At 63.1% G+C, this 21577-nt stretch carries 21 protein-coding genes; 8 read left to right on the top strand and 13 right to left on the bottom strand.

Annotated elements, in window-relative coordinates:
• Window positions 1-23: 23 nt before the first annotated feature.
• Entirely contained in the window at window positions 24-602 is a 579-nt protein-coding gene (locus tag NKK52_RS20690) for a TetR/AcrR family transcriptional regulator (RefSeq protein WP_023683002.1), read from the bottom strand.
• Between the two features lie 93 nt (window positions 603-695).
• Between NKK52_RS20690 and NKK52_RS20685 the strand changes: the two genes are divergently transcribed.
• Complete coding sequence (locus NKK52_RS20685; protein ID WP_023683003.1) at window positions 696-1604, top strand: SDR family oxidoreductase; 909 nt, start codon at window positions 696-698, stop codon at window positions 1602-1604.
• A 2-nt stretch (window positions 1605-1606) separates the two neighbouring features.
• Here the strand turns inward: NKK52_RS20685 and NKK52_RS20680 are convergent, their stop codons facing one another.
• Complete coding sequence (locus NKK52_RS20680) at window positions 1607-1954, bottom strand: GFA family protein (protein WP_023683004.1); 348 nt, start codon at window positions 1952-1954, stop codon at window positions 1607-1609.
• 115 nt (window positions 1955-2069) lie between these two features.
• Here NKK52_RS20680 and NKK52_RS20675 point away from each other — a divergent pair, with 115 nt between their 5' ends.
• Window positions 2070-3368, top strand: coding sequence for an amidase (locus tag NKK52_RS20675; RefSeq protein ID WP_023683005.1), 1299 nt, complete (start codon window positions 2070-2072; stop codon window positions 3366-3368).
• A gap of 3 nt (window positions 3369-3371) precedes the next feature.
• Here NKK52_RS20675 and NKK52_RS20670 read toward each other — a convergent pair whose 3' ends face one another.
• The 5 genes from NKK52_RS20670 to NKK52_RS20650 form a co-directional block, all read right to left on the bottom strand.
• Window positions 3372-3740 (bottom strand): PQQ-binding-like beta-propeller repeat protein, encoded by a 369-nt coding sequence (locus NKK52_RS20670; protein WP_245263082.1) that lies wholly within the window; start codon window positions 3738-3740, stop codon window positions 3372-3374.
• Window positions 3741-3808: 68 nt separating this feature from the next.
• The gene (locus NKK52_RS20665) at window positions 3809-4786 is read right to left on the bottom strand and encodes an NAD(P)-dependent oxidoreductase (RefSeq protein WP_023683007.1); all 978 of its coding nucleotides are present in this window, start codon (window positions 4784-4786) and stop codon (window positions 3809-3811) included.
• Between the two features lie 78 nt (window positions 4787-4864).
• Window positions 4865-5581, bottom strand: a complete 717-nt coding sequence (locus NKK52_RS20660; RefSeq protein WP_023683008.1) for a FadR/GntR family transcriptional regulator — start codon at window positions 5579-5581, stop codon at window positions 4865-4867.
• Between the two features lie 2 nt (window positions 5582-5583).
• Window positions 5584-6753 carry a mandelate racemase/muconate lactonizing enzyme family protein gene (locus NKK52_RS20655; RefSeq protein WP_023683009.1) on the bottom strand — a complete coding sequence of 390 codons (1170 nt, stop codon included), beginning with the start codon at window positions 6751-6753 and terminating at the stop codon, window positions 5584-5586.
• Between the two features lie 9 nt (window positions 6754-6762).
• Window positions 6763-7650: a sugar phosphate isomerase/epimerase family protein gene (locus NKK52_RS20650; RefSeq protein ID WP_023683010.1), complete on the bottom strand. Its 888-nt coding sequence runs from the start codon at window positions 7648-7650 to the stop codon at window positions 6763-6765.
• Between the two features lie 398 nt (window positions 7651-8048).
• Between NKK52_RS20650 and NKK52_RS20645 the strand changes: the two genes are divergently transcribed.
• The 3 genes from NKK52_RS20645 to NKK52_RS20635 all read left to right on the top strand — a co-directional run bounded on the left by NKK52_RS20645 (window position 8049) and on the right by NKK52_RS20635 (window position 11287).
• Window positions 8049-9104, top strand: a complete 1056-nt coding sequence (locus NKK52_RS20645; RefSeq protein ID WP_023683011.1) for a sugar phosphate isomerase/epimerase family protein — start codon at window positions 8049-8051, stop codon at window positions 9102-9104.
• Window positions 9105-9122: 18 nt separating this feature from the next.
• On the top strand, window positions 9123-10310 hold the full coding sequence (locus NKK52_RS20640) for a Gfo/Idh/MocA family protein (protein ID WP_023683012.1): 1188 nt from the start codon (window positions 9123-9125) through the stop codon (window positions 10308-10310).
• A gap of 125 nt (window positions 10311-10435) precedes the next feature.
• Complete coding sequence (locus tag NKK52_RS20635; protein WP_023683013.1) at window positions 10436-11287, top strand: sugar phosphate isomerase/epimerase family protein; 852 nt, start codon at window positions 10436-10438, stop codon at window positions 11285-11287.
• A 288-nt stretch (window positions 11288-11575) separates the two neighbouring features.
• Here NKK52_RS20635 and NKK52_RS20630 read toward each other — a convergent pair whose 3' ends face one another.
• From NKK52_RS20630 to NKK52_RS20605, 6 genes are all read right to left on the bottom strand, one after another.
• Window positions 11576-12592, bottom strand: coding sequence for a zinc-binding alcohol dehydrogenase family protein (locus NKK52_RS20630; protein ID WP_023683014.1), 1017 nt, complete (start codon window positions 12590-12592; stop codon window positions 11576-11578).
• 74 nt (window positions 12593-12666) lie between these two features.
• Window positions 12667-13632 (bottom strand): ABC transporter permease, encoded by a 966-nt coding sequence (locus NKK52_RS20625; protein ID WP_023683015.1) that lies wholly within the window; start codon window positions 13630-13632, stop codon window positions 12667-12669.
• A gap of 23 nt (window positions 13633-13655) precedes the next feature.
• Window positions 13656-15179 (bottom strand): sugar ABC transporter ATP-binding protein, encoded by a 1524-nt coding sequence (locus tag NKK52_RS20620; RefSeq protein WP_031197627.1) that lies wholly within the window; start codon window positions 15177-15179, stop codon window positions 13656-13658.
• 147 nt (window positions 15180-15326) lie between these two features.
• A complete protein-coding gene (locus tag NKK52_RS20615; RefSeq protein ID WP_023669816.1) occupies window positions 15327-16319 on the bottom strand; it encodes an ABC transporter substrate-binding protein in 993 nt (330 codons plus the stop codon).
• A 301-nt stretch (window positions 16320-16620) separates the two neighbouring features.
• Window positions 16621-17619, bottom strand: a complete 999-nt coding sequence (locus NKK52_RS20610; RefSeq protein WP_023714138.1) for an aldo/keto reductase — start codon at window positions 17617-17619, stop codon at window positions 16621-16623.
• Between the two features lie 52 nt (window positions 17620-17671).
• Window positions 17672-19177 carry a UxaA family hydrolase gene (locus NKK52_RS20605; RefSeq protein ID WP_023683018.1) on the bottom strand — a complete coding sequence of 502 codons (1506 nt, stop codon included), beginning with the start codon at window positions 19175-19177 and terminating at the stop codon, window positions 17672-17674.
• 257 nt (window positions 19178-19434) lie between these two features.
• Between NKK52_RS20605 and NKK52_RS20600 the strand changes: the two genes are divergently transcribed.
• The 3 genes from NKK52_RS20600 to NKK52_RS20590 all read left to right on the top strand — a co-directional run bounded on the left by NKK52_RS20600 (window position 19435) and on the right by NKK52_RS20590 (window position 21552).
• A complete protein-coding gene (locus NKK52_RS20600) occupies window positions 19435-20337 on the top strand; it encodes a GntR family transcriptional regulator (RefSeq protein ID WP_023683019.1) in 903 nt (300 codons plus the stop codon).
• Window positions 20338-20551: 214 nt separating this feature from the next.
• Entirely contained in the window at window positions 20552-20908 is a 357-nt protein-coding gene (locus tag NKK52_RS20595; RefSeq protein WP_023683020.1) for a DUF2946 family protein, read from the top strand.
• A gap of 104 nt (window positions 20909-21012) precedes the next feature.
• Window positions 21013-21552, top strand: coding sequence for a copper chaperone PCu(A)C (locus tag NKK52_RS20590; RefSeq protein ID WP_023683021.1), 540 nt, complete (start codon window positions 21013-21015; stop codon window positions 21550-21552).
• Window positions 21553-21577 lie beyond the last annotated feature (25 nt).

Here is a 21577-nt window from a genome sequence, read left to right as displayed (position 1 = left end):
CTCCCAGCTTGCGCAGCGGCCCATCACGGTTTTCGGGCCGCTGTCTTGGTGATGGCTGCAACGAAGCACTTGAGGCTTTCCTCGACATAGGTGGCCACCTCGATCGTCGGGTCAAAACTCCACCACAGCAGTGAGCCCTGCCAATGCGATGCCATCAGCAGGCCGATGTCGCGCGGGGTGTCGGGCGTTCCGGCCAAGCAAGCCGCAAGGGCCTCGCTCAGGAACGCTTTCCAGGCGGCGCCTCGCGCCCTGAGCACGGGGTCGCGCAGATCCTCGCGCAGGACGAGCAGGCCCTCGGCGTAGGCTTCGATGCCGCCGTAGCCCTGCGACAGCCCCACCAGCAATTCGATCGCGCCGGCCGGCGTTTTGGGAACGGTGGCTGCGAGTTCCCTCGTCTTGGCATCGAGGCCATCCCACGCTTGCAGCAAGGTGCGCTGCTTCAGCTGCGCCTTGTTGCCGAAACGCTGCACCAGTGTCGCGCCCGAGAGGCCGCAGGCCTTTGCCAGCCGCTCGAAGGTGAGCGCCTCGGGGCCTTGATCGTGAATCAATCGCAGCGCGGCTTCCAGCACCTGCTCGTCGGATGTGGTTTTTGGTCGCGTCATCTTGACATCCAGATATAACCGAATGATCATTTATATCTGATGTGAGCGGCGAAGGCCAGCTGGATTAATCATTGTTTAGTTTGGGAGCGTACCATGACATTGCAGGGAAAAGTCGCTTTGGTCGCCGGCGCCACGCGTGGCGCAGGGCGGGGAATCGCGGTTGAGCTCGGTGCCGCCGGCGCCACCGTCTATGTCACGGGGCGCACCACACGCAGCCAGCAATCCGACTATGCCCGGCCCGAAACCATCGAGGAGACGGCGGAGCTGGTTTCTTCGCATGGCGGCAAGGGCATTGCCGTGCAAGTCGATCATATGGTGACTGATGATGTGCGCAGTCTGGTCGAGCGCATCCGGGCCGAACAGGGTCGGCTCGACATTCTGGTCAACGATGTCTGGGGCGGCGAAAAGCTGTTCGAGTGGAATAAGCCGGTCTGGGACCACAATCTAGAAAACGGCCTGCGCCTGTTGCGGCTCGGCATCGACACGCATCTGATCACCGCGCATCATGCGCTGCCGCTGATGATCGAGCGGCCGGGCGGGCTGCTGGTCGAGGTCACTGACGGCACCGCCGAGTACAATGCCGATCACTATCGGCTGTCGCCGTTCTACGATCTCGCCAAGGTCGCGGTGAACCGCATGGCATGGGCACACGCCAAAGATCTTGCTGCGCATGGCGCCACCTCGGTGTCGCTGACGCCCGGCTGGCTTCGTTCCGAAATGATGCTGGAGGCGTTTGGCGTCACTGAAGACAATTGGCGCGACGCCACCGCCAACGTGCCGCATTTCGTCATTTCCGAAACGCCGCGCTTTGTCGGCCGCGCGGTCGCGTCGCTTGCGGCGGATCCGGATCGTGCGCGCTGGAACGGCCAGTCGCTGTCCAGCGGTGGGTTGGCGCAGATTTATGGTTTTACCGATCTCGACGGCTCACGCCCGGACGCCTGGCGCTATGTTCCGGAGGTACAGAACGCCGGCAAACCTGCCGATGCCGCGGGTTACCGGTAAGCTTAGACCGAGCGGCCATCGAAGTCGAAAATCGACAGACCGGCAGCATCAATATCCGCAACGCAGTTAAGGTTGACGTAGGCGCTGCGTTGGTTGCCCTGACTGACATCCTCGGCGAAGGGATGGATGCCGCAGGTCCGGCAGAAGCGATGCGCCAATACGTGATTGTTGAACGTATAGGTGCCGAGATCATCGCCCCATGCGAGCACCTTCAGGCTGTCATGCGGGATGGCGCATAACAGCACGCCCTTGCGCCTGCACATCGAACAATTGCACCGCACGGCGCCGGTCAGTTCGGCTTTGAATTCGAACGCTACCTTGCCGCAGTGGCAGCTGCCTTTGTATAGCATCAGTCCCTTCCTATCGCTGGCAGGTGCAAAGGCACGCTGGCCGGGGTATCCCTTTCGCAGGCCAAACCGGCGCCTGCCTTAAAGACGCTCCACCTTGACGGAATCCGACATCGACATGCAATCAATCCGCGATCGTCTCGAGATCATCCTGTCACGTCTTGCCAGTTGCGCGGCAGGCGAGAAGGTGTTCACCAAACTCTATGCCGAGGCGGCGCGCGCAGCGGCCGAGGCCACCGATGCGCGCAAGAAGGCCGGCGTATCGCTCGGGCCGCTCGACGGCACCATCGTGTCGATCAAGGATCTGTTCGATGTCGCCGGCGAGCCGACCACGGCCGGGTCGCTGATGCTGAGGGACACCGCGCCCCGTCGGCACGACGCTGCGGTCGTCAGCCGTCTGCGCCAGGCCGGCGCCGTCATCATCGGCAAGACCAACATGACCGAATTCGCCTTCACCGCTATCGGCGACAACATGCACTACGGCACACCGGGCAATGCCGCCGACACCAGCCGCATTCCAGGCGGTTCGTCGTCGGGCGCCGCCGTGTCCGTTGGCGAGGGGACGAGCGACATTTCCATCGGCTCCGACACCGGCGGTTCGGTGCGCATCCCGGCATCGCTGAACGGCGTCGTCGGTTTCAAGCCGACGGCGCGGCGCGTGCCGCTGACTGGTGCCTATCCCCTTTCCGCGACGCTGGATTCGATCGGGCCGCTGGCGCTGAGTGTTGCTGCGTGTGCCCTGGCTGACGCCGCGATGACGGGCGAACAGATGCCGCAACTGCACCTGCCGTTAGCGCTTGCCGGGCTTCGTGTCGGCATTCCGCGCGGCCTGCTTTTCGAAGACACGGAAACGGAGATTGCCGCCGCGTTCGATCGCAGCCTTGCCGGGATCGAGCAGGCAGGCGCGTGGCTCACGGACATTTCGATCGACGACCTCATTGCCGATCTGCGCCTGGCCACCAAACGCGGCTCGATCGCGGCCATGGAAGGTTCTGAAATCCATGCCGACTGGCTGGCGACGGGCGCATCGGTGCCGGTCGATCCCCATGTCAGCGGGCCGCTGTCGCGGGCGGCGGCCATACCGACGCCGGTTTATATCAGGGCAATGCGTCGTCGCGCGGCACTGTGCATAGCCATGGACGAGCGGTTGGGTTCGGTCGATGTGCTAGCTCTGCCGACCACGCCGGTGACAGCGCCGACTATCGTTTCGATGGCCGAGGATACGGCTCTGCGTGAACGCACCGAAGGTCTGCTGCTGCGCAATACCCAGGTCGCCAACCAGTTCGACCTCTGCGCGATCTCGCTGCCGATGCCCGGCATGACGCTGCCGGCCGGACTGATGCTGGTGGCGCGCAATGGCCACGACCACCATCTGCTGCGCATCGCGGCTGAAATCGAGCGGCTGCTTGGTCGGTAATAGTCAACCCGACGAGCAGTGCTTGCGTTCGCTGTCCTTGGCGGTGCGCAGGATGCCCGTCGCGAACAATGTCGGCACGTCGTGCTGCTTGCCGTTGAAGCTGTGTGGCCGGTTCTCGATTGTTCCTGTGACAACGAGCTTGCCGGCATAGAGCTTGTCGGAAAGGTCAAGCGCCTTGTCCTGCTGCGGCAAACCGTCGATGTCGACCCACACACCCTTGACGACCTTTCCGGTGGCGAGGTCGAGCGCGCTGGTAGAAGGGCAGGGCGCCATCACGCAGCGCAGGCCGTTGTCGCAAGGCACGTAGCTGCTTTCGGCCTGAGCCTCGGCTGGCGGCACGCTTGTACCGGCAATCAGAAGAAGAACTCTCACGACGCTCTTGACCATGTCGGCGAAGGTCGACGGCAAATCCGCGAAAATTGAGGCGGCTCGCAGAAACGTCAGTCGGCAGGAAACCGCCGGCGGTAATGCTCGACCACGTCGGGATTGCGCAGATTGACAGGCAGCCGGTTGGCCAGCACCAGCAAGGTCTCGCCGGCAGCACCCACCCCCATGCGCATCATCGATTGCTCGGTGATCCCCGCCATATGCGGGGTGACGATGACATTGTCGAAACCGAAATAGGGATGGTTTGCCGGCAGCGGCTGCGTGGCAAAGACGTCGAGTGCGGCGCCGCCGATCCGGTCTTGGCGCAAGGCCTCGATCAGCGCCTCGTCATCGATCACCGGCCCGCGCGAAATGTTGATCAAAAGCGCGTCCGGCTTCATGCGGGCGATGCGTTCGCGGCTGATCAGGCCGCGCGTTTCCGGCGTCAGCGGGCAGCAGAGCACGATGATGTCGCTCTGTTCGATCAGCGCATCGATCGACAGGAAGCCGATCCTGTCGGGTGCCGGCTGCATGCTGCGGGTCGTCGCCACGACGTCGAGGCCAAAGCCGTGCGCGGCGATATGGGCGACTGCCTGACCGATGGCGCCGAAGCCGATGATGCCGATGGTCTTGCCGGCAAGCTCGCTGGCATGGCTGGCGTGGTCGCGGCCGGCATTCCAGCCCTTGGCGCGCAAGTCGCGGTCGACCGAACGGAAGCGCCGAAGCAGGGCAAGGGCCGCGAACATCACATATTCAGCGACCGAACGCGCATTGACCGCCGGCACGTTGGCGACCAGCACGCCGGCCGCGGCCGCGGCCTCCATCGGCACCATGTCGAGCCCGGCGCCGTGGCGGACCGCGGCTCTGAGTTTCGTGGCGTTTTCGAACAGCGACGGCGGCAGCGGTGCGCGAACGATGATGACGTCGGCATGCTTCGCCTCGGCGGTCAGCGTTGCCGCATCGAGCGCTGAGGCGACGACGAGTTCACCGGCGCCCGCCAGCATTGCGGAGGCACGCGGATGCAGCGTGTGCGTCGACAGGATTCTGGGCATGGGGCTCTCGTGTTTGTCGCAAGGGAAAGCGCTGCGCGCTTCCCGGGAAAACCGTTTCACACTTTTCCTGGAATTGCTCTAGGCTTTCTCAAATGCCAGGCTTTGCGCTTGCGCCTCGCGGCCCTCGATGATCCCCTTCCAGTAGCTTTCCGCGCCTTGCAGGTGGGCGCTCATCAGCGCCTGGGCGAGATTGCCGTCGCGACGCAGCAGCGCCTCGTAGATCTGGATATGCTCGGCATGCGAGCGCACTGAGCGCTCGGGATCGTTGAAGTAGATCGGCAGCCGCTGCTCGCCCATCAGGTAATAGACGCTGCAGATATTGTGGAAGACGCCGTTCTTGGTCGCCCGCACGATTTCGAGGTGGAATTCGCGGTCTTCCTTGGCGAGGCCTTCGCCGGCGGCGATGCACTCCTCCGAGGCTTTCAGGATCTCCCGCAGGCGTTCGAAATTCTCTTCAGTGGCACGCGAACAGGCAAGTTCGGCGGCCTTGATCTCGTGGATCTTGCGCAGTTCGACGGTCTCGTAGATCTGCACCGGATCGAGCGGCAGGCCCGCGCGGGCGAAAAGAGCCAAGGCTTCTACACTGGCCTGCCTGGTGTCGACATAGATGCCGGATTTGGCGCGGCGCTCGACGATGCGCATGGCCTCCAGAATGGCCAGCGCCTCGCGGATCTGGCCGCGGCTGACACCGAAATGCTCCGCCAGCTCGCGCTCCGAGGGCGTGCGGCCGCTCTCCTTGTCCGAATGGGCGAACAGATAGGCGGCGAGTTCGGCGAGAAGGTTCTTTTCTTTCATCGTCAACCGCGTTGCGCGTGCGCCTCCAGGAACCGCTCCGAAATGGTGAATCCCAGACCCGGCTTTTCAGGGATCGCTATCATACCGTCCCTTGCTTCGACAGTCTCTTCGATAAGATCGTGGATCATCGGGTTGGCGCCGAGCGAATATTCGACGGTAAAACTGGCAGGCGAGGCCGCACAAACATGCAGGCCGGCGAAGAAGCATGGCGCGCCGGCCCACAGATGCGGGGCAAAGCGCAGATTGAAGGCACTGGCGATGGTGCCGATCTTCATCGCCTCGCTGATACCGCCGCAAAAGGCCGGATCCGGCTGGAAGATGTCGGCGGATTTCAGCACCGCGAGATCGCGGAAGGCGTAGCGCGTCGCTTCGCTTTCGCCGGTGGCGATCGGGATCGAACCCGAGGCGCGCACCTCGGCCATACCAGCCTTGTCGTCGGCGATAACAGGCTCCTCGAACCAGGCGAGGTCGAGATCGCTGGCCAGGCTGATGAAGCGCTTGGCCTCGGCCACCGTATAGGTGCCGTGCGCGTCGACCATCAACTCGACGTCAGGACCGAGCGCCTGCCGTGCGGCGCGGACGCGGGCGGCGGAAATGTGCGGGGCGCCGTCCATGGCGCCGACGCGCATCTTCAGCGCCTTGAAGCCGCCTTTGGCGATGTAGGATTTGAGCTGCTCGCCGATAGCGTCGGCGGCAGCCCAGCCGCCGGAGGCGTAGGCCGGCATGCGGTCGAGCTTGCGGCCGCCGATGAGCCGCCACACCGGCTGTCCCAACGACTTGCCCAGAATATCCCAGAGCGCGATATCGACGGCGCTGATTGCCGCAATGCTCATGCCGCGCCGCGCCAGCTGCGGCATGGCATGGCCGGCGCGCGCGGCACTGTCATGGCGCACGCCGTTGTAGAGCATCTCCCAGATCATGCCGATGTCGGCGGGGTCGCGGCCGATCAGCTGCGGCCCGACCTCGTGATTCAGCATGTAGACCAGCGCACCATAGCTGCCGGCGCTGCCGGCGGCGTTCTTGCCCTCGCCCCAGCCGATCAGCCCGTCGTCAGTCTCAATGCGCAGGATGGCGGCGTCGAACGTCGTCACCTGGCCAAAGTCGCTGCGATGCTGCTTCGCGGCCTCAATCGGCACGCGGACCCACCACGCCTGGACCGTTTTGATGCGCATCCCGATCGGCTACTTGATTAGCGGCAGCAGCGTTTCGGCCGTGATGCGCATCTGGTCGGTGTAGAATTTCTCCGTCAGCACGCTGGAGCCGTGATCCTGGATGAACTTCAGCTGTTCGGGAGAAATGTCGACCGGATTGCGCTCGACCATGTCGGGATAGGGCGCGGCGGGTGTGCGGTCGACTGGCGCGACAAATTCGTTCGTCAGCGCGCCGTCATAGCCGACTTCCTTCAGCGTCTGCACGATCCGTGGCCAATCAATCTGGCCAAGGCCGGCGGCAAAGCGGTTGTTGTCGGCGACGTGGAAGTCGAACAGCCGTTTGCCGACCTGACGGATCGCGTCATGGACGTTAAATTCTTCCATATGGATGTGATAGGCGTCGAGGCAGACGCCGCATTCGGGGCTGACCGCATCGGCCAGGGCCAACGCCTGCGCGCCGCGGTTGAACAGATAGGTCTCGAAGCGGTTGAGCGGCTCGACCGCGATCTTGACGCCGACCTTCCTGGCATGGGTGAAGCATTCGCGGGTGGCGTCGACCACCCACTTCCATTCCTCTTCCTCGGTGCCGTCCGGCACCACTTTGCCGACGGTCGCGGGCACCAGCGTTATGATCTCGCCATCAAGTTCGCTGACCATGGTCAGCACGTCCTTGACGTACTGCACCGAGCGTTCGCGCTGGCCCTGGTCCCTGGCGGCAAGGTTGCGTTCGCCCAGCATCAGCGTCACCGACCCCCAGCAGCGGATGCCGTATTCTTTCAGCAGCGCGCGGGTCTCCTTGGTCTTGTATTGCTCGGGCTCGCCGGAAATCTCGATCGACTCGTAGCCGAATTTCTTGATGCGCTTCAGCGTCACCTCCAACGGTTCCGCGCGCATCCAGTTGTGCGTCGAAAGATGCATGGTCTATCCTTCCCAGAATTCGTCTGTGCCAGTTCGCCTGCGATGCGCCCCACAAGGCGCGTCGCGTGTTTCCTCCCCAAGGCGCTCCAGCGTTTTTGCGCAACTGGTTCGACCAATTGGGCCCTAATGGAGGTCTACAGCAATTTTTGTCGCGCGGCAAGAACCGCCGCGATGCGATATCGGCATCTGTGTACCGTATTGATTATGCTGGTATATATCGCCAAAAATGGAATGCCCCGGCAGCTTTGCGCGTGAGTCAAATGGCTTGACCCATTTCCGGTATTTGGTAATACCAGAATGCCATACGAGAATGCACATCACAAGAGACCAAAGAGGCTGGCCCTGCTTTCATCAGGCGCTATGCTTGGTCCTTGGAAAAATGAATTGGGAGGATGCCGATGCCGTCGACAATGAAGGGTCCGGGGCTGTTTCTGGCGCAGTTCGCGGGGGATACCGCGCCGTTCAATTCGCTGGCCTCGATCACCAAATGGGCGGCCGGTCTCGGTTACAAGGGCGTGCAGATCCCGACCTGGGATGCACGCCTGTTCGACCTCAAGAAGGCGGCGTCTTCCAAGACCTATTGCGACGAGGTGAAAGGCGTCTGCACTGATGCCGGCGTCGAGATCACCGAGCTGTCGACGCATCTTCAAGGGCAGCTGGTGGCGGTGCACCCGGCCTATGATGCCCAGTTCGACGGCTTTGCACCGCCTGCGGTGCACAACAACCCCAAGGCCAGGCAGAAATGGGCGGTCGAACAGATGGAGTTCGGCGCCAAGGCCTCGAAGAATCTTGGCCTGAAAACCTCGGTGACGTTTTCCGGCGCTCTGGCCTTCCCGTATCTCTATCCCTGGCCACAGCGGCCGGCCGGGCTGATCGAGGAGGCCTTTGCCGAACTCGGCAAGCGCTGGAAGCCGATCCTCGACGTCTATGACGAGAACGGCGTCGACGTCGGCTATGAGATCCATCCCGGCGAGGACATCTTCGACGGCGCAACCTTCGAGATGTTCCTAGATGCGGTTGGCGGTCACAAGCGCTGCAACATCAACTACGACCCGTCGCATTTCCTTTTGCAGCAGCTCGACTATCTCGAATTCATCGACATCTATCACGAGCGGATCAAGGCCTTCCATGCCAAGGATGCCGAGTTCAATCCGACGGGGCGGCAAGGCGTCTATTCCGGCTATCAGAGCTGGACCAATCGCGCCGGCCGCTTCCGCTCGCTTGGCGACGGGCAGGTCGATTTCGGCGGCATCTTCTCCAAGCTTACCCAGTATGGCTACGATTCCTGGGCGGTGCTGGAATGGGAGTGTTGCCTCAAGCATCCGGAGGACGGCGCGGCCGAAGGCGCGCCCTTCATCCAGCACCACATTATCCGGGTGACGGAAAAGGCCTTTGATGATTTCGCCGGCGGCACCACCGACAAGAAGATGCTGCGCGCCATGATGGGTATTTGACACAAGCAGGAGAAAGACATGGTCGGCGCATCGAAGTCGGAAGCGGGGGGCGGCCCGATCCGCTATGGTATGGTCGGCGGCGGCCAAGGCGCCTTCATCGGCGCGGTGCACCGGATCGCGGCGCGCATGGACAATGACTTCGTGCTGGTGGCCGGCGCCCTGTCGGCCAATCCCGAGCGCGCCAAGGCTTCCGCCGCCGAACTCGGTCTCGACCCGGCGCGCAGCTACGCCTCCTATGCCGAGATGGCCAAGGCCGAGGCCAAGCGCCCGGACGGCATCGAGGCGGTGGCGATCGTCACCCCCAACAATGTGCACGTGCCGGCGGCCAAGGTCTTCCTCGAGGCGGGCATCCACGTCATCTGCGACAAGCCGCTGGCGACGACTTTGGCCGAGGCCAAGAAGCTCGCGGCCGTGGTTGAAAAGACCGGCAAGGTGTTCGTGCTGACGCACAATTACACTGCCTATCCGATGATCCGGCAGGCGCGCGAGATGGTGGCCAAGGGGCAGCTTGGCGACATCCGCATCGTTCAGTCCGAGTACCCACAGGACTGGCTGACCGAGGATCTTGCCGCCACCGGCCAGAAGCAGGCGGCGTGGCGCTCCGACCCCAAGCAGGCGGGCGCGGGCGGCGCGCTCGGCGACATCGGCACGCATGCCTACAATCTGGCGCGCTTCGTCTCGGGTCTGGAGCTCGATTCCCTGTCGGCCGATCTCGACGCTTTCGTGCCGGGGCGACTGCTCGACGACAATGTCAATGTCATGCTGCGCTTCAAGCCGGTCGGCAAGGTGCATCCGGCCAAGGGCATGATCTGGGCGAGCCAGGTGGCGCCGGGCCACGAGAACGGGCTGAAGCTGCGCATCTATGGCTCTAAAGGCGGGCTGGAATGGGTGCAGGCCGATCCGAACTATCTCTGGTACACGCCGTTTGGCCAGCCCAAGCAGCTGCTCACCCGCAACGGCGCCGGCGCGCTGCCAGTTGCGGGACGCGTCAGCCGCGTTCCGTCTGGCCATCCGGAAGGCTATCTCGAAGGCTTCGCCAACATCTACCAGGAGGCGGCGCGGGCGATCCGCGCGGCACGCAAGAAGGGCGGCAAGCCGGGCAAGGACGTGGTGTTCCCGACCATCCAGGACGGCGTCGAAGGTATGGCGTTCATCGAGGCCTGCGTGAAGTCATCGAAGAAGAACGGGGCGTGGACGAAACTTTAGGGAGCGCCGGCGCCAAGTCTCTTCTCCCTTCGGGGAGAAGGTGGCCGCGAAGCGGCCGAATGAGGGCGCATGGTGCGAGGTGCGAAAGAAACCAGCGCGCGCCGTCAAACGGGGAGGGGCTGTCGATGAAAATCGGCATGTGCATGTTTTTGTGGACGACTTCCGTGTCTAAGAAACACGAGCCGTTGCTGCGCGACATCAAGGCGACCGGCTTCGACGGCGTCGAGATACCGATCTTCTCAGGCACGCCAGAGGACTACAAGAACCTTGGCGATTTGCTCGACCGCATCGGGTTGGAGCGCACGGCTGTTACGGCGATGGGCGACCCGGCGATGAATCTGATTTCGCCGGATGCCGCGACCCGCAAGGCCGGCATCGGCTACATGAAATGGGCGATCGATTGCGCCCAGGCGCTCGGCGCGAGTACGCTGAGCGGGCCGCTGCATTCGACGCTCGGCGCCTTCTCCGGCAGCGGGCCGACCGCTGCCGAGAAGAAGCGCTCGATCGCCTCGCAACGCGCCATTGGCGATCATGCCGGCAAGCGGAACGTTACCATCGGGTTGGAGGCGCTCAACCGTTTCGAGTGCTATCTGCTGAACACGATGGCCGATCTGTCCGAGCACGTCGATGCCATCGACCGGCCGCACATCAAGGCGATGTACGACACCTTCCACGCCAATATCGAGGAAGCCGACCCGATCGGCGCCTACATGAAGCACCGGCGGAATGTCGTGCACATCCACATTTCGGAGAACGATCGCGGCGTGCCGGGGCGCGGGAACATTCCGTGGAAAGAGACTTTCGCGGCCATCCGCAAGAGCGGCTATGACGACTGGCTGACGATCGAGGCGTTTGGCAGGTCGCTGAAGGATCTGGCGGCGGCGACCAAGGTGTGGCGGGATTTTTCCGAGACGCCGGAGGCAGTTTATCGCGAGGGATACAGGCATATCAGGGATGGGTGGAAGCGGGCGGCTTAGCCGCTCACTTCCCTCATCCACGGGCGCAGCGGACGCGGAGACTCGAGGACCCATGCCGCGACTGTCGCGCGCCGCAGCGGTGCAGGTAGGAGATGCGAATGGACGCCTCTTTTTGCACCGCTGGATTCTAGCGCAGACGTCACCGAATGAAACCTCGGGTCTGCGCCGCGTCGCTTCGCTCCTTGCTCCGCCCGTGGATGAGGAAGCGACGGGCCTTTTCGCAAATCGCCGAGGTATGCGATCTGCCTTAACTCGGCACTTATCGCTCCACCAAATTTTTCGGATGTCTTACCCCACCTCGATCACAGCCTTGATCAACCCCGATTTCTCATGCGCCCAGCGGGTGAGATCATCCGGCGTGCCGGCCAGCGTGGTGCGGTGGGTGACGAGTTTTGCCAGCGGCACGGCGCCGTTGCGGATCGAGGCGGCGACGTGGTCGAAATCGACTTTCAGCGCGTTGCGGCTGCCGATCAATGTCATTTCGCGCTTGTGGAATTCCGGGTCGGAAAAGACGATGTCATCCTTGACGACGCTGACCAGCACGAGCGTGCCGCCATGCGCGACATGGGCGAAGGCCGACTGCACCGAGGCGGTGTTGCCGGTGGCGTCGAAGACGATGTCGAACCCTTCGCCGCCGGTTGCCTCGCGCACCAGTTCGGCTGCCGCTTTTTGTGAGCCGTCGAGCGTGGCGAAGCCGAGTTCGCCTTTTGCAAAATCCAGCCGCTCCGTGCTCATGTCGAGCAGGCTGACATCGAGCCCGGCGATGCGCGCAAACAGCGCTGCGCCAAGGCCGATCGGCCCGGCGCCGATGACCAGCGTGCGGGCGCCTGGTTCGGCGCGAGCGCGCCGCACGCCATGCGCGCCGATGGCGAGGAATTCCACCGCCGCCGCATCGGCCAGCGACAAGCCGTTTGCCGGATAAAGATTCTGCGCCGGCACCAGGATCTGCTCGGCCATGGCGCCGTCGCGATGGACGCCAAGCACTTCGATCCTGACGCAGCAATTCGGCTTGCCGTGCCGGCAGGCGATGCATTTTCCGCAAGCGAGATAGGGATTGATGATGACGGGCTCGCCCACGGCAAGGTCGACATCTTCGCCGGTCTCGACGACGGTGCCCGACACTTCATGGCCCATGATGCGGGGATAGGCAAGGAACGGGTGCTTGCCTTCGAAGATGTGGTAGTCGGTGCCGCAGATGCCGACATGGCTGACGGCGACCAGCGCCCAGCCGGCAGGCGGCGCTCCTGGCGCCGGCCGGTCTTCCAGGACAAGCTCGCCGGGCGAGCGGCAGACAACAGCTTTCATTCGGCAATTCCAGTGTTTCTCAAAAAAGGCGCCGGTCCGTTGTTAAGCAGGCCGGCGCAGAAGGTCAGGGAGAATTACTTGCCGCGACGGCGCAGCCCGTCGAAATAGACGATGATTATGATCAGCGCGCCGGTGATGATGCGCTGCCAGAACGAGTTGACGTTGAGGAGATTGGCGCCGTTGTTGATGGTGGCCAGGATGAAGGCGCCGAGCAGTGGGCCATGCACCGAGCCGACGGCGCCGAACAGCGAGGTGCCGCCGATCACCGATGAGGCGATCGCCTGCAACTCCCAACCTTCGGCCTGGGTCGGGTTGCCGATGCCGATGCGCGCCGCCAGCAGCACGCCGACGAAGGCCGCGCATAGGCCCGACAGCGTGTAGGCCATGTAGATGGTGCGCTGGACATTGACGCCCGAGAGGCGCGAGGCCTCGGCATTGGATCCCACAGAGAAGAGATAGCGGCCCCAGCGGCTGTGGTGCAGGAAGATGTAGGCCGGGATACCGACCAGGATCACCATCCAGAACAGATTGGGGATGCCGACAAAGGAACTGCGCGAGAACGCGGTGAAGCTGTCGCTGTTGATGTTGATCGAGTTGCCGTTGGTCATCAACAGGCCGATGCCGCGCAACGAGGTCAGCGTCGCCAGCGTGATGATGAAGGGCGGCAGGCCCATCTTGACGATGCCGAAGCCATGGAACAGGCCGATGGCAACACCGACCAGCAGCGTCACCAGAATGGCGACCCAGATCGGGAAGCCGGCATTAATCATCATGGCGACAATGACGGTGGCGAAGCCGACCACGGCGCCGACCGAGAGGTCAATGCCGCCGGTGATGATGACGAAGGTCTGGCCGACCGCCATGATGGCGATCATCGAGCCCTGCCGCAAAAGATTGGCGATGTTGTTGGAGGAGGCGAAGCTCGGCGTCGCCACCGACAGCACGATCCAGAGCAGAACCAGCAACGCCAGAAGCGTCAGCCCGAACAGGACGTTGTAGTTCCGTTTCGGTTTTTCGATCGCGACGGTTTCGATGCTCATGGTTCCTCCCGTTTCTTGTTTTGTCAGCCGATCGCCTGCGTCAGCACGTCTTCGTGGCTGGCGGCGCGAAAGCCATGGCTGGCGACCAGTTTGCCGCGCCGGAACACGTGCAGCGTATCGGCGAGCTCATAAACCTCGGGCAGATAGGACGAGATCAGGATGATGCCGGCGCCCTTGGACAACAGTTCCCCGAACAGGCGGTAGATCTCGGCCTTGGTACCGACATCGACGCCGACCGTAGGCTCGTCGAAGATGAACAGCTTAGCGCCGTGCGCCAGCCATTTGCCGATGACGATCTTCTGCTGGTTGCCGCCGGACAGGCTGGAGGCCAGGGCGCCGCGTGTTTGCGTTTTGATGCGGAGGCCGGCGATCTGGCGATCGGCTTCAGCCTTTTCCTTCGTGTTCGAAATCAGCAGGTTGTTGGAGATGCGCTTGTAGATCGGCAGGTTGAGGTTGAGGCCGACCGGCAGGTTCAGGCACAGGCCCTGGTCGCGGCGGCTTTCCGGCGCCAGCGCCATGCCGAGCTTGATCGCGTCGTGCTCGGAATTGATCAGCACCGGTTTGCCTTGCCAGCGGATCTGGCCGGCCGACTTCTTGTGGCGGCCATAAAGCGTGGTGACAAACTCGCTGCGGCCGGCGCCGATCAGGCCATAGAGCCCGACGATCTCGCCGGCACGCACTGTCATCGAGACGTCTTCGAAGCCCTTGCCCGACAGGTTTTTCGCCTCAACGATCACGGCACCGGGGGTGAAATGCTCCTTGTGGTAGACTTGCTCGATCGAGCGATTGATCATCATCTTGACCAGCTCGGCGTCATTGGTCTCGGCAATGTTGCGGGTGCCGACCAGCGTGCCGTCGCGCAGCACCGAGACGCGATCGGCGAGTTCGAACACCTCTTCCATGCGATGGCTGATGTAGATGATGGTGACGCCTTCGCCCTTGAGCCTGCGGATCAGCGTGAACAGCTGGTCGGCTTCCTTGCGGGTGAGATAGGCGGTCGGCTCGTCGAAAATCAGGAACTTGGTGCCGCGCACGGTGGCGCGGGCGGCGGCGATCAGCTGCTGCTGGCCGATGGTGAGGTCACCCAGCATGACATGCGCCGGCAGATCGAAGCCGAGACCGTCGATGATCTTCTGCGCTTCCTTCACCATGGCCCGCTGCTGCAGGATGCCGAAGCGCGAATTCTCCTCGCCGAGGAACATGTTGGCGGCGACGGTGAGATGGCGGCAGAGCACGACCTCCTGATGCACGGCGTTGATGCCCAGCGCCATCGCCTCGTGTGGGGTTGCCAGCGCTGCCGGCTTGCCCTCCCAGATGACATCGCCGGAGGTGCGCGGCATGACGCCGGTCAGAAGCTTGATCAAGGTGGATTTGCCGGCGCCGTTCTCGCCGACGATGGCGTGGATCTCACCTGCCTTGAAGGCAAGGTGAACGGGCTTCAGCGCATGCGTGCCGGGATAGCGTTTTTCCAGCCCGTGCAGTTCGAGGATCGTCCTGCCGGGCGCTAGCGTTGGGGCCGGGTGCAGTTCCTGCGCCGTGGGCGTCATGACAATCCTCCCAGATTGGCCTTACGATTGGCACGTCGCGATGCAGTCAAGCCGCATCGTCGAGGTGATTCAAGCCTGTGGATATTCAAGCTTGTATCCGGTGTTTCCGGGGCGCGAGGCCCCGGAAAGGATTTTTGGTTGACGGGCTCAGAGCTTCGGGTTGAGCAGGGCGTCGATCTTGGGGTCTTTCATGTTTGCCTTGGTCACCAGGTTGGCGCCGGTGTCGACATTGGCCTCGACCTTCTCGCCCTTCGAGGCGGCGAGCGCGGTCTTGATGCCGTCATAGCCCATCCGGTACGGATCCTGGACGACGAGCGCGGAAATGACGCCGTCATTGAGGAACTTGATCAGCTTCTCGTCGCTGTCAAAGCCGACCAGCGCCAGCTTGCCGCCAAGGTTATTCTCGGCGACAGCCTGACCGACGCCCTGCGCCATGATCAGGTTGGACGCGAAGATGCCCTTGAGGTTCGGGTTGGCGGTGATCAGGTCGGTGGCGATGTTGAGACCGGTCGTTGCCTGCCCGTCGGCATATTTGTCGGCGACGAGCTTGAGCCCCGGATATTTCGCGGCCAGCTGCTCGGTGAAGCCCTGCTTACGCTGCTCCAGCGAACCGGCGCCCGGCGCGTTGGTGATCAGGGCGACGTCGCCCTCGATCTTGCCGCCATTGGCTTCGCCGATGGCTGCTGCAAGACCGTCAGCGGCGACGCGTCCGCCCTGCACATTGTCGGTGGTCAGGAACGAGGTGAACGCCTTGGAGTCGGCGCCGGAGTCGATGCCGATGACCTTGACCTTGCTGGCCGCTTCATCGATCGGCTTGCCGAGCGCCTTGAATTCGGTCGGCGCGATGACGATCGCGGCCGGGTTGCCGGCGACGGCATTCTCGAGGATCGAGACCTGGCCGTTGACGTCGGTTTCAGCCTGGGCGCCGAGTTCGGGTACGTTGACGCCGAGATCCTTGCCGGCCTTGCGGGCGCCGGCCAGGACGATCTGCCAGTAGAAGGACGTGGTGTCCTTGACGATGATCGGAATGGTCACGTCCGCCGCCGAAGCCGGCGCCGTGTGCAGCGTGCCGGCAAGCATCGAGGCGGCAGCTAGTGCCATCAGTGAGCGGCGGTTGAGAATGCTGGTCACGAATTTCATTAGGAATCCTCCCTAGATCGCCCGGTGAAGGTTACGGAAGCTCCATTTGGATAGGCGCGGCCCAAACAGAACTTTATCAATAAAAAACAGTTGCCGCTTTTTGATAGTGCATCGGTCCGGCCGACGCAAGCGGTGTTTCATATCGGCCTGCGCATGGCTTGGCGGGGAAACCTCCCTGCCGATCCTCAGTGCCACGTCCAGACGCTCCCGATCCTCCTTGAGCATCATGGAATATTAATTCCACCGTCGAGTCAATATGGAATGTTCATTCCTTCTTGAGAACCGTGATCGTGGCGTTTCGTCAGCCGAGCTCCTGCACGATGGTGTAGGGAGCGTAGCGGGCGAATTCCGCTTGCGGCACCTGGACGTCGAACAGGTCGAGGTTGCGCGTCAGGTTGGCGGGCTTGGCCGTTCCGGTCAGCACGCTGGCCACGACAGGCTCCTGCAGCGGAAACTGCAATGCAGCCGCCGCCAGCGGATATCCGCCCTCATCAGCGATTTTCTCCATCGCCCCAACACGCTCGAGTATGTCCTGCGTCGCCGGCAGATAATCGAAATGCGCGCCGTGCACCGGCCCGGTCGCCAGGATGCCGGAGTTGAAAACGCCGCCGATGATGAGCGAAGTCTGTCGCTCACGACACAGCGGCAGCAACTCGGCTTCAGCCGAGCGGTCGAGCAGCGAATAGCGGCTGGCCAGCAGGATGCAGTCGAGCGGCGCTTCGCGCAGCACGTCGAGGCAGATCTGCACCTCGTTGACGCCGAGCCCATAGGCGGAAATCACGCCGGACGTTTTAAGCTCTTCCAGCGCCTTCAAGCCGCCGTCCATCAGCTGGCGAAAGTGCAGCTTCGTCTTCTCGACGCCATGTGTGTAGGTGCCGATGTCGTGCACAAACAGGATGTCTATCCGGTTCAGCCCGAGCCGGGCATAGGAGAACTCGACCGAGCGCATGATGCCGTCATAGGAGTAGTCGTAGTCGAGCGCGAAGGGCAGCGGGTCGACATAGGAATGATCGGGAACCTGGTCTTCCGGCACCGGGCGGAACAACCGTCCGACCTTGGTCGACAGCACATAGGAATCCCGCGGCTTGTAGCGCAGGAAATCGCCGGTCCGCCGTTCCGACAGGCCGAAGCCATAGAAGGGCGCGGTGTCGAAATAGCGCAGGCCGGCATCCCAGGCTGTCTGCAGCGTCTCCATCGCCGCTTCGCGCGGACAGGCCCGGTAGAGCCCGCCGATCGCCGCCCCGCCGAAGCTTATCTCGGTTACCTCGAGCGCAGTCGTGCCGATGCGGCGTTTGTCCATCCACAGCCTCCCCTTGTGAGCCGTCTTTGCAGCCCGCTTTTTTCGTCGGTGGTTAGAGCGTCGCGCCGAGGTGCCACGGCACGAACTCGTTGTCGCCGTAGCCGAACGCCTCGCTCTTGGTCTTGCGGCCCGATGCCGTCTCGACGATGAGTTCGAAGAGTTCCCGGCCCATGCCGGCGATGGTCTTCTCACCCGAAGCGATGACGCCGCAATTGACGTCCATGTCCTCTTCCATCTGGTGGTACATGGTCGAGTTGGTGGCGACCTTGATCGACGGCGTGGGCCGGCAGCCGAAGCAGGAGCCGCGGCCGGTGGTGAAGACGATGATGTTGGCGCCGCCCGCCACCTGACCGGTCGCCGAGACCGGGTCGTAACCGGGCGTGTCCATGAACACCAAGCCACTGCCGGTGACCTTTTCGGCATAACCGAAGACGCCGTTGAGCGGAGTCTGGCCGCCTTTGGCCACGGCGCCCAGCGACTTTTCCAGGATGGTGGTCAGGCCACCGCGCTTGTTGCCGGGCGAGGGGTTGTTGTCGATCGAGGCGCCGTGCTTGGCGACATGGTCCTCCCACCATTTGACGAAACCGTCGAGCTTCTTGGCGATCTCCGGCGTTGCCGCGCGATAGGCGAGCAGATGTTCGGCGCCATAGATCTCCGTCGTCTCCGACAGGATGCCGATGCCGCCGACGCCGGCCAGGATGTCGACCGCCGCTCCCAGCGCGGGATTGGCGGTGATGCCCGACATGCCGTCGGAACCGCCGCATTGCAGGCCGACGACGATCTCCGAGACCGGGATCGGCTCGCGCTGATACTGGCCGACTTCCTCGGCGATTTCGGCGAGCACGCCCATCGCTTTTTCGACCGATTTGCGCGAACCGCCGGCGTCCTGGATGTTGAAATGGCGTTTTCCCGCCGCCGCACCTTTCTGGCCGTAAAGGGTAAGCTGGTTGACCTCGCAGCCGAGGCCGACCATCAGCGCGCCGCCGAAATTCGGGTGGCGGGTGTAGCCGGCGAGCGTGCGGTGCAGCACCATCATGCCGTCGCCGGTGCCGCTCATGCCGCAGCCCTGGCCATGGACGATCGGGACGAAGCCGTCGATCCCCGGATATTTCGGCAGCAGCACGCGGTTGGCCTCGTCGGCGATGGCGTGGCAGACGGTGGCCGAGCAATTGACGCTGGCGATGATGCCGATGAAGTTGCGGGTGCCGGCACGGCCATCGGCGCGACGATAGCCCATGAATGTCCGGGCGCGGTCAGCTTCGGTGGCGTGCTCGGCCTCGCTCGGCGGCACCACCGGCAGGCGGCCGGATTCAAAAACCAGATTGTGCGAATGGACGTGGTCGCCGGGCGCGATGTCCTGGGTGGCGCGGCCGATGGCCTGGGCATACTTGACCACCGCCTCGCCGGCGGCGATAGGCTTGATCGCCACCTTGTGGCCGGGCTCGATCAAGGCCGTGGCGACGGCGCCGCCGGGCAGAGGGGTGCCGATCTCGATGCGGCCATTGGCGACCGCGACATTGTCGGCGGGGGACAGAAGAATGCTGTTCGAGGCGTTCACGGGCAGTTTCCTGGGTCTGTTCCTGGGGATGCGCGGATTGACACGCGTCTGTTTACATATAATGTCTTTTATCGTGAAAAAACATTTGTGCGTCAATTGTTTTTTCAGGAGGAGACCATGCGTCCGATGGACGCTTGGCTTGTGGGGAGCGGCGTCTGACACGCAGAGCGTTTTGCTTTGCCGGGTGAGCGCCAGGACATATGTGATATCGCGCTTCAAGCCAGCCACAGCAAGCGCCGGCGCGCAACGGGGCAGGGATGTCGAAGAGCAACAACGTCTACAAGGACGCTTACAACAGGGGTCTGCGGCTGCTCGATGAGACGCAGAGCCTGCCGTCGGAGCCGGAGCTGGGCACTTTGCTTGGCGTCAGCCGTACCACCGTGCGCACCATTCTGGCGCGCATGGAAGAGACCGGGCTGATCGCGTGGAACAAACGCAGCAAGACAGTGCTCAGGACGCCGAAGCCGGATGATTTCTTCCCCGAGGAGGAGACAGACACACTGGCCCAGATCATCGAGCGGTCGTTTATGCGCAGGTTGCTGGCCGGCGGCGCCGAGGCCGGCATGCAGATCAACGAGCTCGAACTGGCGCGCGAGATCGGCGTCGGCACCACCAGCGTGCGAGAGTTCCTCATCCGCTTCTCCCGATTCGGCCTGATCGAGAAGCGGCGCAACAGCCACTGGGTGCTGAAAGGATTTACGCGAGCCTTCGCGCTCGAACTCACTGAAATCCGCGAGATGTTCGAGATACGCTCGGCGGCGGCCTTTGCCGCCTTGCCTGGGGACAGTCCGGTCTGGGCGGATCTCGACCGGCTGGAAGACGAGCACCGGCTTCTGGCCAGCGAAATCGCCGTCCGCTTCAACGAATTCTCTGAGCTAGACGAGCGCTTCCACCGGCTGATCCACCGGGCGTCGCACAACCGCTTCATCGTCGATTTCTACGACGTCATCGCCATGATCTTTCACTACCACTACCAGTGGAACAAGGCGCAAGAGCGCGAGCGCAACGAAGTCGCGGTGAGCGAGCATCTCGCCTACATCGCGGCGCTGAAATCGCGCGATCTCGGCAAGGTCGACGCCGCCTGCCGCAAGCATCTGAAGTCGGCACGCCACACGCTGTTGACGTCGATTCCGGAAATCGGCGGCCGCCCGGCTTCCTGAGCGCGACGTCCGAAGGGAGGTTATGCGCACAAGATCTTTGCCTATGCATGTCGTTATCCCAAACCGCAGCGCACTTTTTGGCGACATGGATTGAACGCGCCGCGTTGCCGCAGCGATGATTTGGCGATTTTCCGCCGACATGCCGCGTGCTAGATATCCAAGCGTTGCTGCGTGAAGAGGCAGGTCTTTGGACTTCCGGCGTAAGAGATGGAGCATGACGGCCGCCTTTGTCGCGGCCTGTGTGCTGCTGCTCCAGTCGACGCTCGGCGTGTTTGCCTTCGGCATTGCGCCGGATGCCTCGCAACTCGACGTTTTCGGCAACGTCATCTGTACACATGAGGGGGCGGTCCAGCTTCCCGGCGGCGATCCGCACCAGCAGCATATGCCGGCGTGCTGCATGCTCGGCTGCAGCATGGCCTCCGTCGCCTATGCGCCGCCGGCAGGCGTCGGCCTGGCGCCGGTCAGCCAGTACTTGGAAACAGTCGCTTTTGCCCCGCCGGCAGTCAGGCATCCCGACGTCACGCGCGAGCGCTCTCCGGCCAATCCGCGCGCGCCGCCGCTTGCGGGCTGAAAACCGCCGCTCGCTTTGCGTAACCTGCGCAGGCGATAATCATCCAATGACAAACACGTTCGCAGCCCGACAACGGCGCGACCTTATATTCATGGAGCCTACCCATGTTCCGTTTTCTTCGTGCCGGCGCGTTGCACCGCAGCACCCGTTTATTCAGCACTATCGAGCAGCGTCTCGGCAGCGCCCTGTTCGCCTTTGCACTGTTGTTCGTCGGCTCCCATTCCGTCCTTGCGCATGAATTCAAGGCCGGTGACATCGAGATCAAGCATCCCTGGTCGCGCGCCACGCCGGCCGGCGCCAAGGTTGCCGGCGGCTATTTCACCATCGTCAACAAGGGCAGCGCGCCGGACCGGCTGCTGTCGATTGCCTCCGATATTTCGGGCAAGGCCGAACTGCATGAAATGGGGGTGAAGGATGGCGTCATGACCATGCGCCCGGTCAGTGGCGCCCTGGACATTCCGGCGGGCGGCAAGATCACGCTGGGTCCTGGCGCCTACCACGTGATGTTCATGGATTTGAAGCAGCCGCCTAAAGAAGGCCAGATGTTTGCCGCCACGCTGACTTTCGAGAAGGCCGGAACCGTGACCGTCGAGTTTGCCGTGCAAGCCATAGGCAGCGCGCCACCCCTCGAAGACAACGACTGACCAATCAATTTGCCAACCGATTTTT

Source organism: Mesorhizobium sp. C277A (genome assembly GCF_040324395.1).
In the GTDB taxonomy this organism is placed as follows: Bacteria; Pseudomonadota; Alphaproteobacteria; order Rhizobiales; family Rhizobiaceae; genus Mesorhizobium.
Note: the sequence above shows the minus strand (reverse complement) of the source record. Positions and strands in the feature narration are given on the sequence as shown.

Bases quoted from the DNA above. Each gene is read 5' to 3' on its own strand.
- NKK52_RS20625 (WP_023683015.1), bottom strand. From the start codon at position 13,632: ATGAGCATCGAAACCGTCGCGATCGAAAAACCGAAACGGAACTACAAC.
- NKK52_RS20600 (WP_023683019.1), top strand. From the start codon at position 19,435: ATGTCGAAGAGCAACAACGTCTACAAGGACGCTTACAACAGGGGTCTG.
- NKK52_RS20690 (WP_023683002.1), bottom strand. From the start codon at position 602: ATGACGCGACCAAAAACCACATCCGACGAGCAGGTGCTGGAAGCCGCG.
- NKK52_RS20610 (WP_023714138.1), bottom strand. From the start codon at position 17,619: ATGGACAAACGCCGCATCGGCACGACTGCGCTCGAGGTAACCGAGATA.
- NKK52_RS20640 (WP_023683012.1), top strand. From the start codon at position 9,123: ATGGTCGGCGCATCGAAGTCGGAAGCGGGGGGCGGCCCGATCCGCTAT.
- NKK52_RS20620 (WP_031197627.1), bottom strand. From the start codon at position 15,179: ATGACGCCCACGGCGCAGGAACTGCACCCGGCCCCAACGCTAGCGCCC.
- NKK52_RS20650 (WP_023683010.1), bottom strand. From the start codon at position 7,650: ATGCATCTTTCGACGCACAACTGGATGCGCGCGGAACCGTTGGAGGTG.
- NKK52_RS20660 (WP_023683008.1), bottom strand. From the start codon at position 5,581: ATGAAAGAAAAGAACCTTCTCGCCGAACTCGCCGCCTATCTGTTCGCC.
- NKK52_RS20680 (WP_023683004.1), bottom strand. From the start codon at position 1,954: ATGCTATACAAAGGCAGCTGCCACTGCGGCAAGGTAGCGTTCGAATTC.
- NKK52_RS20675 (WP_023683005.1), top strand. From the start codon at position 2,070: ATGCAATCAATCCGCGATCGTCTCGAGATCATCCTGTCACGTCTTGCC.
- NKK52_RS20630 (WP_023683014.1), bottom strand. From the start codon at position 12,592: ATGAAAGCTGTTGTCTGCCGCTCGCCCGGCGAGCTTGTCCTGGAAGAC.
- NKK52_RS20665 (WP_023683007.1), bottom strand. From the start codon at position 4,786: ATGCCCAGAATCCTGTCGACGCACACGCTGCATCCGCGTGCCTCCGCA.
- NKK52_RS20590 (WP_023683021.1), top strand. From the start codon at position 21,013: ATGTTCCGTTTTCTTCGTGCCGGCGCGTTGCACCGCAGCACCCGTTTA.
- NKK52_RS20685 (WP_023683003.1), top strand. From the start codon at position 696: ATGACATTGCAGGGAAAAGTCGCTTTGGTCGCCGGCGCCACGCGTGGC.
- NKK52_RS20635 (WP_023683013.1), top strand. From the start codon at position 10,436: ATGAAAATCGGCATGTGCATGTTTTTGTGGACGACTTCCGTGTCTAAG.
- NKK52_RS20595 (WP_023683020.1), top strand. From the start codon at position 20,552: ATGACGGCCGCCTTTGTCGCGGCCTGTGTGCTGCTGCTCCAGTCGACG.
- NKK52_RS20655 (WP_023683009.1), bottom strand. From the start codon at position 6,753: ATGCGCATCAAAACGGTCCAGGCGTGGTGGGTCCGCGTGCCGATTGAG.
- NKK52_RS20645 (WP_023683011.1), top strand. From the start codon at position 8,049: ATGCCGTCGACAATGAAGGGTCCGGGGCTGTTTCTGGCGCAGTTCGCG.
- NKK52_RS20615 (WP_023669816.1), bottom strand. From the start codon at position 16,319: ATGAAATTCGTGACCAGCATTCTCAACCGCCGCTCACTGATGGCACTA.